The organism is Enterococcus sp. AZ149 (assembly GCF_051714285.1).
GTDB lineage: Bacteria > Bacillota > Bacilli > Lactobacillales > Enterococcaceae > Enterococcus_D > Enterococcus_D entomosocium.
Window position 1 is genome coordinate 148,448 of the sequence record NZ_JBIORO010000001.1, and the last position, 17,426, is coordinate 165,873.

Annotated in this window: 12 protein-coding genes; 8 read left to right on the forward strand and 4 right to left on the reverse strand. The window is 45.8% G+C overall.

Translation table 11 applies throughout. The features are described 5' to 3' along the window. The first annotated feature begins 36 nt into the window (after positions 1-36). The 5 genes from IGI94_RS00710 to IGI94_RS00730 all read left to right on the forward strand — a co-directional run bounded on the left by IGI94_RS00710 (position 37) and on the right by IGI94_RS00730 (position 8,277). The gene (locus IGI94_RS00710) at positions 37-477 is read left to right on the forward strand and encodes a MarR family winged helix-turn-helix transcriptional regulator (RefSeq protein ID WP_008376562.1); all 441 of its coding nucleotides are present in this window, start codon (positions 37-39) and stop codon (positions 475-477) included. Continuing rightward, entirely contained in the window at positions 474-2,216 is a 1,743-nt protein-coding gene (locus IGI94_RS00715) for an ABC transporter ATP-binding protein (protein ID WP_194187819.1), read from the forward strand. Before IGI94_RS00710 ends, IGI94_RS00715 begins: the two co-directional genes overlap by 4 nt. After that, positions 2,182-3,948 carry an ABC transporter ATP-binding protein gene (locus IGI94_RS00720; RefSeq protein ID WP_438899300.1) on the forward strand — a complete coding sequence of 589 codons (1,767 nt, stop codon included), beginning with the start codon at positions 2,182-2,184 and terminating at the stop codon, positions 3,946-3,948. Before IGI94_RS00715 ends, IGI94_RS00720 begins: the two co-directional genes overlap by 35 nt. A gap of 167 nt (positions 3,949-4,115) precedes the next feature. Next, entirely contained in the window at positions 4,116-5,552 is a 1,437-nt protein-coding gene (locus IGI94_RS00725) for a glycoside hydrolase family 1 protein (protein WP_005232733.1), read from the forward strand. A gap of 262 nt (positions 5,553-5,814) precedes the next feature. Then, positions 5,815-8,277, forward strand: coding sequence for a heavy metal translocating P-type ATPase (locus IGI94_RS00730; RefSeq protein WP_438899301.1), 2,463 nt, complete (start codon positions 5,815-5,817; stop codon positions 8,275-8,277). Between the two features lie 73 nt (positions 8,278-8,350). On the opposite strand, the gene IGI94_RS00735 is transcribed toward IGI94_RS00730, so the two are convergent. Next, on the reverse strand, positions 8,351-9,067 hold the full coding sequence (locus IGI94_RS00735; RefSeq protein ID WP_005226669.1) for a GntR family transcriptional regulator: 717 nt from the start codon (positions 9,065-9,067) through the stop codon (positions 8,351-8,353). Between the two features lie 108 nt (positions 9,068-9,175). After that, positions 9,176-10,447, reverse strand: coding sequence for a PTS cellobiose transporter subunit IIC (gene celB / locus IGI94_RS00740; RefSeq protein WP_005226670.1), 1,272 nt, complete (start codon positions 10,445-10,447; stop codon positions 9,176-9,178). Positions 10,448-10,606: 159 nt separating this feature from the next. Here celB and IGI94_RS00745 point away from each other — a divergent pair, with 159 nt between their 5' ends. From IGI94_RS00745 to IGI94_RS00755, 3 genes are all read left to right on the forward strand, one after another. Further along, complete coding sequence (locus IGI94_RS00745; protein ID WP_371875328.1) at positions 10,607-11,995, forward strand: glycoside hydrolase family 1 protein; 1,389 nt, start codon at positions 10,607-10,609, stop codon at positions 11,993-11,995. Between the two features lie 246 nt (positions 11,996-12,241). Beyond that, on the forward strand, positions 12,242-13,522 hold the full coding sequence (locus IGI94_RS00750; protein ID WP_005232725.1) for a PTS sugar transporter subunit IIC: 1,281 nt from the start codon (positions 12,242-12,244) through the stop codon (positions 13,520-13,522). A 187-nt stretch (positions 13,523-13,709) separates the two neighbouring features. Further along, entirely contained in the window at positions 13,710-14,450 is a 741-nt protein-coding gene (locus tag IGI94_RS00755) for a GntR family transcriptional regulator (protein WP_008376546.1), read from the forward strand. A 74-nt stretch (positions 14,451-14,524) separates the two neighbouring features. Here IGI94_RS00755 and uvrC read toward each other — a convergent pair whose 3' ends face one another. Beyond that, complete coding sequence (uvrC, locus tag IGI94_RS00760) at positions 14,525-16,315, reverse strand: excinuclease ABC subunit UvrC (RefSeq protein ID WP_060791643.1); 1,791 nt, start codon at positions 16,313-16,315, stop codon at positions 14,525-14,527. Between the two features lie 232 nt (positions 16,316-16,547). Continuing rightward, complete coding sequence (locus IGI94_RS00765) at positions 16,548-17,399, reverse strand: LysR family transcriptional regulator (protein WP_016619552.1); 852 nt, start codon at positions 17,397-17,399, stop codon at positions 16,548-16,550. Positions 17,400-17,426: the final 27 nt, after the last annotated feature.

A 17,426-nucleotide genomic window follows, 5' to 3' on the forward strand; every position in this document is an offset into this window, starting at 1 on the left:
AGACACTTTGAAGAACCAAGAAAGGCAGGAGTGCTCATGGAAGCCATTATCCGCTCAATCAATCATATTGCCCGTCTCGCCACCCTTTATCGGGAAAAAGAACTGAAAAAATTTGGTTTAGGTGGGATGCATCATACCTATATCTTAAACATTTGCCGTCAACCGGGGATCAGTCAAGAAGCCTTAGCCAAGAAGATTTTTGTTAATAAAAGCAATGTTGCCCGTCAACTAGCGATCTTAGAAGAACGAGGATTTGTCACTAGAGCCAGCAGTCCCACCGACAAACGACAATTACTGGTTTATCCAACCGAAAAAGCACTTGTCGTCCAACCAAAGATCCAACAGCTGCTTCAAAGCTGGAATGAACAAGTCGTAGCAGGTTTTTCTGCTGCCCAACAGCAGCAGTTGATCGCCGATCTGGAAATCGTCAAAGAAAATTCCCAACGGCTTTTAGCGAAAGCTGAGGCGATGGAATGAATCTTTTGGCTCAATATTTAAAACCCTATATCGGGCGCATCTCCCTTGGCGTCAGCATCAAATTCTTCGGGTCATTGATGGACTTGCTATTGCCTTGGATTTTGGCGTATATCATCGATTCTGTGATTCCCACGAAGCAAGTATCAGCGATTTTTGCTTGGGGCGGGGCGATGGTGGTCTGCTCCATCATCGCAGTTGTCACCAATATCATCGCCAATCGGATGGCCTCTAGTGTTGCTCGCGATACCACCGGTAGTATTCGCCATGATTTATTTGAAAAAGTTTCCTATCTGTCGATTCCGCAAGTCGAAGAAGTCGGGATTCCTTCCTTGGTGTCTCGCTTGACGACAGACACTTACAACATCCATCAAACGGTAGGGATGATCCAGCGGATGGGGATTCGTGCCCCGATTCTGTTATTAGGGGGGATCATGATCACTGCTACATTAGATCCCGTTTTGACACTGGTCTTAGTAGGCGTCTTGCCCTTCACTTTAGTGGCGGCAGTCACGATCTCAAAACGGGGGATCCCCTTGTTTGCCTCATTGCAAAAGCAAGTGGATGTGTTGGTGCGGACTGTCCGAGAAAATGTAACTGGGGCTCGGGTGATCAAGGCCTTGTCTAAAGCAGATTACGAGAAAAAGCGCTTTGACCACGTCAATCAAGACGTAGTAGCTGCGGAAACCACTGCTAATCGAACCATGGCTGCGACACCACCTCTGATGGACCTCTTTTTGAATATCGGGTTGACATTGGTGATCGTCGTCAGTGCCTTTCGCGTCAATCAAGGGTTGACCCAACCAGGGGTCATCATTGCCTTTTTGACCTATTTTACGATCATTTTGAATGCCATGCTCAGTATCACTCGCATCTTTGTAATCGTGTCGAAGGGGCTGGCTTCTGCCGATCGGATCCAATCCGTCTTGCGCCTGCCGCAAAATATGCAAGTCATTGAGGCGCCTGTCAAAGAAGAGTCGGCGCATATCGTTTTTGAAAAAGTTTCCTTCACCTATCCTAATGGCACTCGGGTGCTGAAAGACATCGATTTTTCCTTGCAGCCGGGAGAAACCTTAGGGATCATCGGTGCGACTGGTAGTGGAAAATCAACGATCGTCAAACTACTGCTGCGGCTCTATGACCCAACGAAGGGCATGATTCGCATCGCTGGTCGCGACATTCGCTCCATCGATCCGACGGAGCTGCATCAGTTATTCGGTGTCGTCTTACAAAAAGACGTGCTTTTTGCGGAAACGATCGAAGAAAATATCGCTTTTGGCCGGCGGTTTTCCAAAGAGCAGATCGAAGAAGCGGCGGCTCGCGCCCAAGCCAAGGAGTTTATCAATCAACTACCCAAGCGCTTAGCTCATCCACTGCATGCCAAAGGCAGCAATTTAAGCGGCGGTCAAAAGCAGCGGGTCTTGTTATCGCGGGCATTGGCGGGGGATCCGGAAATTTTGATTTTGGATGACTCCGCCAGTGCGCTAGATTATCGGACCGACGCTCAGTTGCGCAAGGTCCTGAAACAGCAGTTTCAACAGACGACGACGATCTTGATCGCGCAGCGGATCAGTTCGATCCAGCATGCCGACAAAATTTTGGTACTGGAAAATGGTCAAATGAACGGTTTTGGCAGTCACCAAGAATTACTAGCAGATAATGCGATCTACCAAGCCATTTATCAAGGTCAGACAGGAGGTGCCTATGATGCCGAAGAAAAAAACGGAAAAACCGCAGGATAGCAAGAAAACACTCCGCCGTTTGTGGAGCTATCTCTACGAGTACAAAGGACTCCTGTTGGCAGCCGCTATTTTAATGATGGTCAGCAACATCTTCGCCTTGGTGGGACCGTTGCTTTCCGGGTACGCCATTGATGCCATTCAACCGGGTCCCGGCAAGGTCATTTTTGACCGAGTCTTCTTTTATTGTGGGCTGATGCTGCTGTTTTATCTTGCGTCTTCCCTTCTTAGTTATCTGATTTCTCTGATGATGATCCGCTTGAGTCAGCGGGTGGTGGCAGCGATGCGCAAGGCGATTTTTGATAAAATCACCGAACTGCCAGTGGGGTATTTTGACCGGGTCGCCACTGGGGATATCATCAGCCGCATCAGTTATGACGTCGATACCATCAATACGTCATTGGCCAGCGATGCCATTCAAGTTCTCAGCAGTCTTGTGACGATCATTGGTTCGTTTGTAATGATGGTTTTGATTTCGCCATTGCTAGTGCTGATTTTTGTCGTAACGGTCCCTGCTTCGATCTTTTTGACTCGCTTTTTGATGAGCAAATTTCAACCATTGTTTCGCCATCGGTCCCGCAAATTAGGCGAGCTGAACGGCTTTGTGGAAGAGATTATTTCTGGTCAGCAAACGATCAAGCTGTATAACCAAGAAGAAGCGATCATCAGCCGTTTTGACGAAAAAAACCAAGAAGCGGTGGATGCCTATTACAATGCCGAGTACTACGGTAGTATGACTGGTCCTTCCATCAACTTTATCAACAATCTGTCGTTGTCCTTGATCAGTATGTTTGGCGCCTTGCTGTTTTTGTTCGGTCATCTGACATTAGGGAATGTTTCTTCCTTTGTTCTTTACTCCAGAAAATTCTCAGGACCAATCAATGAGTTAGCCAACATCTTCAGTGATTTGCAATCGGCATTGGCGGCGGCAGAACGGATCTTCCGTTTGCTGGATGAAGAACCGGAAGTTTCTGATGTTCCTGAAGCCTACGAATACCACGAGGTGTCTGGTGAGGTCGCCTTTGACCATGTGACCTTCGGCTATCAAGCACAGCAGCCCATCATCAAAGACCTTTCGCTGCAAGTACCAGCTGGCAGCTTGGTCGCGATCGTCGGACCAACCGGAGCCGGGAAAACCACCATCGTGAACCTCTTGATGCGGTTTTATGACCCTGACCAAGGAGCGATTCGGTTAGACGGCAAAAATATCCGCCAAGCGACACGCCGCAGCTTACGGCAAAGCTATGCGATGGTGCTGCAAGACACGTGGCTGTTCACGGGAACGATTTTTGAAAATTTGGCCTACGGCAAGGCGAATGCGACGATGGCAGAAGTCCAAGCTGCTGCACAAGCCGCCCATATCCATGACTTTATTATGAGCCTGCCAAAAGGCTATGATACTTTGATTTCTGAAGACGGGACCGGTATTTCACAAGGGCAAAAACAACTATTGACGATTGCGCGAGCAATGCTCTTAGATGCCGATCTGCTGATTCTTGATGAAGCCACATCGAATGTCGACACGCAAACGGAGCTGCTGATCCAAGCAGCGATGACCAAATTGATGAAAGGCAAAACCTCCTTTGTGATCGCTCATCGCTTGTCCACGATTCGACATGCCGACACGATCCTCGTGGTGGAACAGGGCAATATCGTAGAGCAAGGGACCCACGAAGAGTTAGTAGCCAAAGAGGGGCGTTATGCCGCACTCTATCAGGCACAATTTGACGCATGATCCATAGCTAGTCCGCATCCGTACAAGGAGTAACCCACTGCTTGCACGGATGTTTTTTGCGTGCCATCGGCTTTCTTGGCACAGGTAAAAAATCTTCTTATGACAAATCAGGCAATTATCGGTATACTTAAGAAAGGGGTATCATCAAACAGAAAGAAGGGAAACAATTGGATCATAAACAACTAAAAGAATTCCCCAACGATTTCTTATGGGGTTCAGCATCAGCAGCCTATCAAGTAGAGGGCGCATGGCAAGAAGACGGCAAAGGCGCTTCAGTTTGGGACGATTTTGTCCGCATTCCAGGCAAAACCTTTAAAGCAACGAACGGAGATGTCGCGGTCGACCATTACCACCGCTTCAAAGAAGATGTTGCCTTGATGAAAGAACAAGGATTGAAAACCTATCGTTTTTCCATTGCATGGACACGGATTTTTCCAGAAGGACGAGGAGAAGTCAATCAAGCAGGGTTAGACTTTTATTTAGCATTGATCGATGAGCTGATTAAAGCAGGGATTGAACCGATGGTGACCTTGTACCATTGGGATCTGCCACGTACGTTGCAAGAAGAATACGGCGGCTGGGAATCTCGCAAAATCATTGAAGATTTCACCAACTATGCGGCCGTATTATTTGAAGCCTTTCGCGGCAAAGTTCACTATTGGGTCAGCTTGAATGAACAAAATATCTTTACTTCTTTAGGCTATCTTTTAGCTGCCCATCCACCAGGAGTGACCGATCCTAAACGGATGTATGAAGTCAATCATATCGCTAATTTGGCAAATGCGTCGGTGATCAACAAGTTCCATGAGATGAAAATCCCAGGGAAAATCGGACCAAGTTTCGCCTATTCACCAAACTACCCAATCAACAGCGACCCGAAAAATATTTTGGCAGCTGAAAACGCCGAAGACTTGATGGCGCATTATTGGTTAGACGTCTATCTATGGGGCGAATACCCGATTGCTGCAATGAATTACTTGAACGAGCAAGGGATCGCACCAACGATCGAACCAGGAGATATGGACTTGCTGCGTTCAGCAAAACCAGATTTCTTAGGGATCAACTATTACCAAACAGCAACGAATGCCTACAATCCATTAGATGGTGTCGGTGCCGGTAAAATGAACACCACTGGGAAAAAAGGTAGCTCCGAAGAAACCGGGACACCAGGAATGTTCAAAAAAGCTGAAAATCCATTTGTGGAACGGACGAATTGGGATTGGGAGATCGATCCTCAAGGGCTGCGGATCGCTTTACGCCGAATCACTAGCCGTTATCGGGTGCCTGTGATCATTACGGAAAACGGACTTGGTGAATACGATAAACTAACAGACGATCACCAAATCCATGACCAATACCGCATCGATTATTTAGCAGGGCATGTCCATGCCATCAAAGAAGCGATCAGCGACGGCGCGGAAGTTCTTGGCTATTGCACCTGGTCCTTCACTGATTTGCTAAGCTGGTTGAACGGCTACCAAAAACGCTATGGCTTTGTCTATGTCGACCAAGATGAAACCCAAGAAGGGTCACTGGCACGCTACAAGAAAGACAGCTTCTACTGGTACCAAGAACTGATCAAAACCAACGGGCAAGAGTGCTAGCCTCCTAAAGCCAATACCTGAATAAGCGAAACGACCCCTGCAACGGCAGTGATCGTTTCTTAGAAAAAAGTACGTTCCACCTGTAGCGACCGCCCAAAGGTAGACCAAAAGTCTCGCTTTTTGGGCCGCTTCAAAGGAGAACGTCCTTTTTTTGAGTATTATCGTTGACAAGTGTAAACGATAATTGTAAAGTAGAAGAAGATTACAACTGTAAACATAAAAGGTGAATGGGTTTGCATAGCAAGCAAGGAGGAAGGAAACAATGATCGAAAAGAATTATGGGGTAAAAGGGATGACCTGTGCGTCTTGTTCCCAGACAGTCGAAAAAACAGTCAGCAAGCTGGCGGGGGTCGACCAAGCAGCTGTCAATTTGGCTACTGAAAAATTACATATTCGTTATGATGAGCAGCAGCTCACCGAAGAAACACTCGCTGAGGCCATCAAAGCAGCGGGCTATCAACTGATCGGCTCTCAAAGACAAGAGACCTTTGCCATCTCGGGCATGACCTGTGCGTCTTGTGCCCAAACAGTAGAAAAAGCTGTCCAAAAATTAGCGGGTGTGGAGCAAGCCTCCGTCAATCTGGCGACAGAAAAACTGACGGTCAGCTATCAACAAGATCAAGTGACCGCCGTGAAGATCGCAGCTGCCGTGAAAGAGGCGGGCTATGACGCACAGCTGCCGACCGCTTCTGCCGACAAGGCGGATTCAAAACAGGCAGAGATTCGTGCTTTATGGCAACGGTTTTGGCTTTCGGCGCTCTTTACGATCCCCTTGTTCTATTTGACGATGGGGGAAATGATCGGTTTGCCGATCCCTGGCTTTTTAGATCCAATGGCCTATCCAGTCAATTTCGTTACCACTCAATTGATTTTAGTCTTACCGGTGATGGTCCTCGGTCGCGCCTTTTACATTGCTGGTTTCAAAGCGCTTTGGAAAGGCCATCCTAACATGGATTCCCTCGTCGCATTGGGAACCAGTGCTGCCTTCTTTTATAGTATTTATGGGACCGTGATGGTCTACCTGGGCACGACCCACTATGCGATGCACTTGTACTATGAAACGGCCGCCGTTATTTTGGCATTAGTGACCTTAGGAAAATACCTTGAGTCGGTCTCAAAGGGCAAAACCTCCGAAGCCATCAAGAAGTTGTTGGATCTCGCACCGAAAAAAGCCCGTGTGCTTCGCGGCAGCGGGAATCAAGCCGAAGAAGTCGAAGTGGGTATTGAAGAAGTCGCAGCCGGCGATATCTTAGTCGTACGACCTGGTGAAAAGATTCCTGTGGATGGGATCGTTACCCAAGGACGCTCTGCCATCGATGAATCAATGATCACCGGAGAAAGCTTACCTATCGAAAAACAAGTCGGTGATCGGGTGATCGGCGCCAGTATCAACAAAAATGGCTCGTTTCAATACGAAGCCACCAATGTGGGAGAAGATTCAACGTTGGCGCAAATCATTCAGTTAGTAGAAAATGCCCAAGGCTCCAAAGCGCCGATTGCCCGCATGGCTGACAAAGTTTCGGGTGTGTTTGTCCCGATCGTCATGGTCTTGGCGGTTTTTGCAGGACTTGCCTGGTTTTTCTTAGGACAAGAAACCTGGATCTTCTCATTGACCATTACGATTTCTGTATTAGTGATTGCTTGCCCGTGTGCCTTAGGATTAGCGACACCGACCGCCATCATGGTGGGTGCGGGCAAAGGGGCAGAAAATGGCGTCTTGATCAAAAGCGGCGATGCGTTAGAAACAGCTAGAAACGTGACGACGATCGTCTTTGATAAAACCGGCACGATCACAGAAGGCAAACCAGTCGTAACCGATCTCCTGCCTGCCGGCAACCACACGCCGACGGAATTGCTGCAACTGGCGGCTTCTGTTGAAAAAGGCTCAGAACATCCATTAGGCGAAGCCATTGTGATCGAAGCCCGCAAGCAAGCCCTTGCCCTGCAAGAAGTTGACGGGTTTGAAGCGATTCCGGGGCATGGGATTCAAGGCACGATTGCTGGCAGTCCAGTCCTATTAGGCAACCAGAAATGGCTGGAAAAACAAAACGTTGCCATCGATGGCCTGATCGAGCAAGCCCAACAATTGGCTCACGAAGGGAAAACACCGATGTATGTTGCCAAAGACGGCGAAGCGATCGGGATCATCGCTGTGGCAGATACTATCAAAGAAAGCAGTCGAAAAGCCATTGAGCGGTTGCATCAAATGGGCTTGTACGTAGCGATGATCACGGGCGACAATGCTCGGACAGCCCAAGCCATCGCCAAACAAGTCGGTATCGATGAAGTAATCAGTGACGTCTTGCCAGAAGATAAAGCCGCCAAAGTAGCCGGCCTGCAAGCCAAAGGCCAAAAGGTTGCGATGGTAGGTGACGGGATCAATGATGCGCCGGCGTTAGCCCAAGCCGATGTAGGGATCGCGATTGGCTCTGGTACCGATGTCGCCATCGAATCGGCAGACATCGTACTGATGCGCAGCGATCTGATGGACGTCCCATCAGCGATCGAGTTAAGTCGGGCAACCATCAAAAACATCAAAGAAAATCTTTTCTGGGCTTTTGCTTATAACGTCTTAGGCATTCCTGTCGCAATGGGTGTGTTGCATCTTTTCGGCGGCCCCTTGCTCAATCCAATGATCGCCGGGGCGGCCATGAGCTTCAGCTCGGTATCCGTTTTATTAAATGCCTTGCGGCTGAAACGATTCCAACCCTCAGCAAAAAAATAAACGAAGCAACGAATGCAACAACAAAAAGACCTGCCCACGGTTTCTGATGGAAGAAAACCGTGGATAGGTCTTTTTAGTGCTGGACATCTAAATAAGAGTAGGCCCGCACGTCATAACGGTTGCGACTACGGGAAAATTCGATAGGTGAGCCATTTTTCTGATAGACGATCTGTTCGATCTCTAAGACCGGATCATCGGCTTTACAGTCCAAATACTGTTGATCGTACGCGGTACTTTTATCAGCGGCGATGGTGCGGTAGGCCCCAGCAAACTGGACCCCTAGTTCCTCTTTGACATAACGATAGATAGAACTTTCTAAATGGCCACGAGTTAAATTGGGCACCAAATGGACCGGCATATAGGTATATTCTAAAATAAACGGCTGGTCTTCAAGAATCCGCAAGCGGACAATACTATAGATCGGCTGTTCTTCCGTCAACATCAACTTTTCTTGGATCGTTTGGTCAGGAAATTCGACTTGAAAATCGATGACCTGACTGACTAGCTTGCGGCCAGCTTTGCCCATTTCTGTTGACAAGCCTTCATAGACCGTTAAAGCAGTGGTGTCTTTTTTTAAGAATGGGTGGTTCAATATTTTTGTTCCAGCGCCCCGCTGAGAATAAACCAGTCCTTCCATGGCTAAAATACCGATGGCTTTTTTGACGGTCATCCGGCTGACTCCGAATTCTTCGACTAAATCAGTTTGATTCGGCAGTAAGCTGTCAGGCGGATACGTTTTGTTTTTGATACGTGTGCGTAAAATATTGGCAATTTCTTGGTATTTTGGCATCTGATCACCTCGCAAGAAGTATAGCTGAAAAAAGCGGTTTCGACAATCAAACCTTGGTTTTTTTATAAAAAGAACGGCTGACTGAAAAAATTCAGCCAGCCGTTGCGCTTAATCGATCGATGGTTCTGCTTGACGATCTAAAACACGTAAGAATGGATACCAGATTAAGCCGACGATCACCACGTCAATGACTTGCAGCAAACCACCTAACCAAGAGTTGGTTGCTAAGACACCACTGAATACCACTGGAACGGTCCAAGGAACAGAAACACCAGTTGGTGCAGGAACAAGTCCAGCCGCCATCACTAAGTAGTTGAAGGTCGTTACCACAAGAGGTGCCACGACCCAAGGAATCAGGATCGTCGCATTCAAGACGATCGGCATACCGAAGATTGCTGGTTCGTTGACGTTAAAGATCCCTGGTGCTAAAGCCAAACGACCAACATCGCGGTATTGTTTTTTCTTCAATACAAAAGCCATCAAGATAACAACGGCTAACGTCATACCAGAACCGCCTAATCCAACGGTGAAGGTTTCCATAAATGGTTTTGTGACGATATGCGGCAGTGCATCCCCATTTTGATACGCTTCTAAGTTGTCTAACATTAATGTATTCCAAATCGGGTCCATCACAGAGTTGACGATGATTTGACCATGTAGACCGAAGAACCAAAGGAATTGGACAAAGAACAAAGCCAATAGAGTTGCTGGCAAGCTGCTGCCTAGTCCAGTCAATGGTTTTTGGATCAATTCATAAACCAAGTCATGCAAGTTGGCATTGAAGACACCCGTCATGATGGCATTGATCACTAAAAATACCGTTAAGGTGATAATTGCTGGAATCAAAGCGGCAAAAGATTTAGAAACTGCTGGTGGCACCCCATCAGGCATTTTGATCTGCCAGCCGCGTTTTGTGATGCGGCAATAGATTTCAGCTGCTAAAAATGCTGCGATCATCCCGATAAACATCCCTTTTGCGCCAAGACGATCAAGAGACAGCACGCCGGAGATCGTTTCGCCAGATTCAGTAGTCATAAAGAAAGGAGTTAAGATCAAAAAGCTGGCAAAAGAAACGGCGCCGCCAAAAATCCCTTCCACATCATATGATTTTGATAAATAATAGCCGATACCGAAAGTAACGAAAACAGTCATGATACTCATTGTTGCATTTTGCCCATTGCCAAACAGCGTTCCTAATGTTCCTTTAGTGGCATCACTGAAGAAGGGCAGGTTGTTTAAAACGACCACGATCGATCCAAACATAGTGATTGGGAACGAAAGCATAAATGCGTCCCGCAAGACGGTCAGATAGCGATTTTGTCCTAAGGCATTCGCCAAGGGCAAAATCTTTTCAGATAACTTGTCCATAAAACCATTCATTATTAGTTCACTCCTTAAATTTCTTTTTGCAATCGATTACATCGATAATGTATCATGTTTTATTTTAAATGTCTATACATTTATTTTAAAAAAGATTGATTTTTGTAACTGCTTCCTTTATGATTAGGGCAGCAAAGAAAAAATGAGGAGTGAATGAAGATGGATTATCAATTTCCAGCAGGCTTTTGGTGGGGGTCAGCCGCTAGTGGCCCACAAACAGAAGGTGTATTTGAAGGCGATGGCAAAGGGGCAAGCATCTGGGATTACTGGTATCAGCAAGAACCAGAGAAATTTTTCAATGGGGTAGGTCCTGAAAAAACCTCGCAAGTCTACACACGCTATCAAGAAGATATTCAACTCATGAAAGAAACCGGCCATACGACGTTTCGGACGTCGATCCAATGGAGTCGTCTCTTCCCGCAAGGCAAAGGAGAAGTCAATCAAAAAGCCGTTGATTTTTACAATGCCTACATTGATGAGTTGATCGCCAACGGGATCGAACCTTTCATGAATTTATACCACTTCGATATGCCAATGGCGCTGCAAGAAAAAGGCGGCTGGTTGAACCGAGAGACCGTGGATGCCTATGTCGCGTTTGCGCAAACCTGCTTTACGTTATTTGGTGATCGTGTCAAGAAATGGTTCACTCATAATGAACCGATCGTCCCTGTTGAAGGCGGCTATCTTTACCAATTCCATTATCCGAATGAGATCAACATGAAACATGCAGTCCAAGTTGGGTTCCACGAAACGTTGGCGAGTGCTAAAGCCATCAAAGTCTACCATGAGATGAACCTTGGTGGGGAGATCGGCATTATTTTGAATTTGACGCCAAGCTATCCAAGAGATGAGAACGATCCAGAGGATGTCAAAGCAGCGCAAATCGCAGATGCCTTCTTTAATCGCTCTTTCTTAGACCCTGCGGTCAAAGGCACGTTCCCAGAAGAATTAGTGACCATCGTCAAGGAATTAGATATGGTACCAGCGATGGAAGCTGATGATTTACAAACAATTCGCGAAAATACGATCGACTTGTTGGGGATCAATTATTACCAACCTCGTCGTATCATGAAGAAAGAATCGCCGATCGATCAAGCGAAAAGTCCAATGCCAGATGATTACTTTGATAACTATGATATGCCAAACAAGAAAATGAACCCGTATCGTGGATGGGAAATCTATGAAAAAGGGATCTATGATATTTTGACAAACACGCGAGAAAACTATGGCAATATCAAGTGCTACATTTCTGAAAATGGCATGGGTGTCGAAGGAGAAGAACGTTTCGTCAATGCTGATGGCGTGATCGAAGATGATTACCGCATCGAGTTTGTCTCTGACCACTTGAAGTATGTCCACCAAGCGATCCAAGAAGGAACCAATTGTGTTGGCTACCATATGTGGACCTGCATGGACAACTGGTCCTGGACCAATGCTTACAAGAACCGTTACGGATTTATCTCCGTTGACTTAGCAAATGATGCTAAACGAACGGTGAAAAAATCAGGTCGTTGGTTTAAAGAAGTTTCAGATAATAACGGCTTTTAATAACAATGGAAAAAGCAATGCTGTAGGGATCAGCATTGCTTTTTTTGTGTAAAATCGCGGATTTTTCTGTCTTGTTCCGAAGGGCATTCTCTATTAAAAAACCACCTGTTTTTGCAAATGATAAGCTGGGTTAAACAAAAGCACGGTTTTGATAAAGAAAAGACTAGACATGGAAACGTTCTCGTGGTATTCTTTAGTAGAAATCGGTTTCATTATTTTGTTTAGGGTTTGAAAGGAGAAAAAACAATGGATAAATTTATTGGATTTATGGAGAAGCACTTTATTCCGATCGCTTCTAAAATAGGCTCTCAAAGACATCTAGTGGCCATTCGTGACGGATTTATCGTAACGATGCCGTTGATGATCTTAGGCTCTTTTGGGGTATTGATCAACAACTTACCAATTCCTGCCTATATTGATTTTATGAATGGCATTTTTGGTGAAGGGACATGGCAAGCCTTTGGGAACAACTTGTCAGCAGGTACTTTTTCAATACTTGGTCTGTTAATCGCTTTCACAGTAGCGTATAATTTAGCTAAAAGCTACAATCAAGACGCATTAGGTGCTGGGGCGATCTCAGTTGCAAGTTTCTTCGCATTAGGTGCAATGGCGACAGGCCCAGATGGTTTGTTAACAGCTGCCGGACTTGGTTCTCAAGGATTATTTTTAGCATTAATCGTATCAATCATTTCTACTGAGATCTTCCGTCGTCTAGCTGGCAACCCACGCTTAGTCATCAACATGCCTGATGGCGTACCACCAGCAGTATCACGTTCATTTGCTGCGTTATTCCCAGCAATGATCACCGTATCGATCTTTGCTTTGTTTACAGCAATTTTCCAAGCATTTGGTGTGACAAGTATCGTATTGTCCTTCTATGAATTAGTGCAACAACCATTCATGGGCTTGGCAAACTCTTACCCAGCTGCTTTGCTATTAGGTTTTATCTCTGCATTCTTATGGTTCTTTGGTTTACATGGTGCCAACATCATCGATCCATTCATGCAAACGATCAATGTGCCAGCGATCGAAGCAAACGCACGAGCATTAGAAGCAGGCACAGATTTGCCTTATATCGTGAACAAACCATTCTTTGATTCTTTCGTGAACATCGGCGGAACAGGTGCGACACTAGGTCTTTTGATTGCGATCTTCTTAGTTGCTCGTCATCATAAAGCATATATGACTGTCGCAAAACTATCCGTTGCACCAGGTGTGTTCATGATCAATGAACCAGTGATGTTTGGGTTACCCGTTGTCTTGAACCCAATCTTGTTCATCCCATATGTGTTGACACCACTTGTTTTAGTCACGACTGCTTATTTTGCAACTGCAACTGGCTTAGTTCCTGCAAGTACCGTCATCGCACCATGGACGACGCCACCAATCATCGGCGGTATTTTGTCGACACAAAGTATTGCTGGCGGAATCTTGGCAGCTGTTAACTTGATCTTGTCGATCGTTATCTACTTGCCGTTCGTGAAAATGGCGCAAATTCAAGAAACACGCCGTTTAAAAAATGCGTAATGTCTGATCGAGTCGATTAGAAACAAGCGCCAAACGTAATAGACCTTATCCGGCCGCGATCAGAGTGCAATACCCCTTTATCACACTGCTTCATTGGAAGGTGCAGTGGTGTGATGACACTCTTTTCGTTTGGCCGGTTCTTTTCTCGTTTTTCAATCAATACAACACACGTTTTGGAGGTGGCAAAATGCCCAAATATATGGAGATCGCAGATGTTCTGCGTAAAAGAATCAAGGACGGAACTTATCCGAAAGACAGTCTTTTACCTTATCAAACAGAGTTAGTGGAAGAGTTTGGCGTCAGCCGAATGACGATTAAAAATGCGGTGAATATCCTGATTATGGAAGGCTTGCTGCTGACAAAGCGCGGCTTAGGGACCAAAGTTTTGAATCATTCCTTTTGGGGCAAAGATACCTCATCGGTGACAGAATACAAAGGCCTGAGCTATCAGATGAAACAAGAAAAACGGACGTTGACTAGCCAAGTCATCACCTTTGAAGTCTGTTTTCCTACAACAAGAATTCAAGAGATGCTTCAGATCACTGCCGAACAACCAATCTACCATGTGATCCGTTTGCGGATCTTAGAAGGCAATCCCTACATACTCGAGCATTCCTATATGCCGTTGGATCTGGTCAGCGGTTTGACGAAAGAGATCTTGGAAGAATCCGTCTATGACTATCTGTTGCAAGATTTAGGCTACAAATTTGCTGGTGCTTATCGGACTTTTCAGGCTGCCAAAAGTGATGAATACGATCAAACCTATTTAGCGTGCCAAGCAGATGATCCAGTATTGGAATTAGAACAGATCATCTATTTAGAATCGGGACGTCCAGTGGACTATTCCTGCAGCCGCAATCGGTATGATGTTCGTGGCTATTCCATGTTAGACATGAAGCCTGATCTGTTACAGCACCGCAAAAAGTAACGGCTTACAAAATGGTTCTTCAACGAAAAAACGCTTCATAGCTACTGTTGGCTATGGAGCGTTTTTGTTTTGACTTAAGAAGTGGGTTGGTTTTGATCGCCTAGTTTGGCTAAGATAGTTTCCGCAACGGCTTTGGGAATACCAGCTTGCTGGATCTCTTCCACGGAAGCTGCTTGGATGTTTTTTAACGACTTGAAGGTTTTCATGAGCTGTTGCTTGCGTTTTGGTCCTAAGCCAGGAATTTCATCTAGCTTGGAAGAAAAGCTGTTTTTACTGCGCAGTTGGCGATGGAAGGTGATCGCAAAACGATGGACCTCATCTTGGATCCGTTGCAGCAAAAAGAATTCTACAGAATTGCGTTCCAGCTGGATCGGATCTAAAAATTCTCCGAAAATCAACTCGCTGGTTTTGTGTTTGTTGTTCTTCACTAACCCGGCAACGGGAATATCTAAACCTAGCTGGTTATGCAGCACTTCTTGGGCGGCACCGACTTGGGCTTTCCCACCATCGATGATGATCAGATCAGGAAAAGGCAGGTTTTCTTTTAGGACACGAGAGTATCGGCGGTAGATGACTTCTTGCATAGAGCCATAATCGTCGCCGCCTTGTGCGGTACGAATCTTATATTTCCGATAATCATCTTTAAACGGCTTCCCGTCGACAAAAACCACCATTGCAGAAACCGGATCGGTCCCCATGATGTGGGAGTTATCGAAGGCTTCAATCCGATAAGGTGTCGCGATCCCCATGGCATCGCCTAGACGATCCACTGCACCGATCGTCCGTTCTTCAGTACGCTCGATCAACGCAAATTTTTGGGCCAAGGCAATGCGGGCATTTTTATTGGCCAAATCGACCAATTTCTTTTTGTCGCCTCGTTGGGGCTGCAGGACTTTGGTTTCCAACAGCGCTTCTAATGGGGCAGCATCGACATTTTGCGGAACAAAGACTTCTTTGGGAATGAAGTGTTCATTCTTTTGGTAAAACTGGCCGACGAAGGTCAAGAAATCTTCATCCGCTTCATTGTAGAAAGGAAACAAAGAGACTTCTCGTTCGATCAGCTTTCCTTGACGGATAAAGAAGACTTGGACACACATCCAGCCTTTGTCGACACTGTAGCCAAAGACATCACGGTCCATCAGGTCGGTCAGGGTCATTTTTTGTCGCGTCATGACGGTATCGATCGCTTGGATCTGATCCCGCAGCTCAGCCGCTCGCTCAAACTCTAATGTTTCAATGGCTTCGCCCATCTTCTCTTTCAGATCTTTCAAAATATCGACGTGACCGCCGTGGAAAAAGTGTTTGACTTGATCCACGATCTTTTGATAATCCTTGGGGTCTACATTATTGACATAAGGACAGACGCATTGACCCAAATGATAATAAAGACAAGGGCGCTTTTGAGAAGGACCGCATTTTCGTAAAGGAAAGAGGCGATCTAGCACCCGTTTGGTTTCATTGGCTGCTCGTGCATCAGGATAAGGGCCAAAATATAAAGCCCCGTCTTTTAAAACTTTACGAGTGATGATCAAACGCGGATAGCGCTCTTTGGTCACTTTAATAAAAGGATACGACTTGTCGTCCTTTAACATGATATTGTATTTTGGTTTGTTTTTTTGAATCAAATTGATTTCCAGCAATAAAGCTTCCGTATTTGATTCGGTAACGACGTACTCAAAATCATTGATTTCTTGAACGAGCCGTTCGGTTTTCGTATCGTGGCTGCCGGTAAAATACGAACGGACACGATTTTTTAAAATTTTGGCTTTCCCAACATAGATGATTTTGTTATTTTTATCTTTCATTAAATAACAACCAGGTTGATCAGGAAGCAGCGCTAATTTGTTCTTGATTTGTTCGTTCATTTCAAGATCCTTTCTTACTGGTTTGCTTCACGAACTGCATAAGTAGTCAAAGGGCGGTCTAAGTTTCCCTCAAAAAGGGGAACGTTAGAGCCCATAGCCAGTACTCCTCATTTTAGCACAAATTTCTTAAGAAACAATCAATCGGACCAGATCGGCAGCGAGGAAGCGTAATCGTAAGAAAAGGTTAAGAAATCCCACGAGGCGGTGGTTCCCCCAAAAAATCAGTTTGTTATTATACGCTTGCCACCTGTGAGGGATCGTTTTGCGACCACTCCTGAATGAAGGTCCGCAATCCCTCGATGGCTGGTTCTGTGACTACTTTGCGCTGGATTAAGTAAAATTGGCGCTCAAAGTTTTTATCCAGCAGTTGATAGCCAATGCCGTGGGCGGCTCGCTTGGAAAGGATCGAACAGCCGAAGCCTTGTTTCAGCAAAGCGACAATCAATTCATTGCTGGCGATCTCGATGATCGGTCCTTGAATGTTCTGTTCCTCCAGATAGCGCTTAGTGTAATAGTAGACACCAGAACTCGCTTCTCGGACGAGCCAAGGACCGGTTTGGGGATCGCCAGCTAAGACGAGCTGATCTTTCAAAATCGGAAAACGCAAAATACTCGGTGCGGATAAGGGTTTTTCAATGATCCCTAAATCCAGTTGATGTTGTTCAAGCGCTGTTAAGACTTCAGCGGAGTTCATCATCGATACCCGAAAACGCACCGTGGGAAAGGCGTTGTATAAAGCAATCATCAAGTTAGGCATCAAGGCCATCGCATAGGTATGAGAGATGCCTAGGGCACAGTGGCTTTGGTGCTGCGTGTTGGTATGGATCTCGCTGGTGATCGTCGACCACTCATCCAATAAATTCAGTGCCTTTTCGTAAAGGTACTCTGCTTGGGGTGTGGCGATCACGTTTTTGCGACCATTGCGTAAAAAGAGCGGTGTATCCAGGTCTTGTTCCAACTGCTTGATTTGAGCAGAAACCGTGGGCTGCGAAATAAATAGCAATTCGGCAGCTTTCGAAAAATTTTTCGTTTCATAGACCATCTTAAAAGTCTCCAATAATTTTAACATTGCAATCCCTTCCATTAGAAAATTCAATCATAACTATTATAC

What these genes read in the sequence shown, in the direction of transcription:
- IGI94_RS00710 (WP_008376562.1), top strand. Translation starts at nt 37, where the DNA reads ATGGAAGCCATTATCCGCTCAATCAATCATATTGCCCGTCTCGCCACC.
- IGI94_RS00715 (WP_194187819.1), top strand. Translation starts at nt 474, where the DNA reads ATGAATCTTTTGGCTCAATATTTAAAACCCTATATCGGGCGCATCTCC.
- IGI94_RS00720 (WP_438899300.1), top strand. Translation starts at nt 2,182, where the DNA reads ATGCCGAAGAAAAAAACGGAAAAACCGCAGGATAGCAAGAAAACACTC.
- IGI94_RS00730 (WP_438899301.1), top strand. Translation starts at nt 5,815, where the DNA reads ATGATCGAAAAGAATTATGGGGTAAAAGGGATGACCTGTGCGTCTTGT.
- IGI94_RS00735 (WP_005226669.1), bottom strand. Translation starts at nt 9,067, where the DNA reads ATGCCAAAATACCAAGAAATTGCCAATATTTTACGCACACGTATCAAA.
- celB (WP_005226670.1), bottom strand. Translation starts at nt 10,447, where the DNA reads ATGAATGGTTTTATGGACAAGTTATCTGAAAAGATTTTGCCCTTGGCG.
- IGI94_RS00745 (WP_371875328.1), top strand. Translation starts at nt 10,607, where the DNA reads ATGGATTATCAATTTCCAGCAGGCTTTTGGTGGGGGTCAGCCGCTAGT.
- IGI94_RS00750 (WP_005232725.1), top strand. Translation starts at nt 12,242, where the DNA reads ATGGATAAATTTATTGGATTTATGGAGAAGCACTTTATTCCGATCGCT.
- IGI94_RS00755 (WP_008376546.1), top strand. Translation starts at nt 13,710, where the DNA reads ATGCCCAAATATATGGAGATCGCAGATGTTCTGCGTAAAAGAATCAAG.
- uvrC (WP_060791643.1), bottom strand. Translation starts at nt 16,315, where the DNA reads ATGAACGAACAAATCAAGAACAAATTAGCGCTGCTTCCTGATCAACCT.
- IGI94_RS00765 (WP_016619552.1), bottom strand. Translation starts at nt 17,399, where the DNA reads ATGGAAGGGATTGCAATGTTAAAATTATTGGAGACTTTTAAGATGGTC.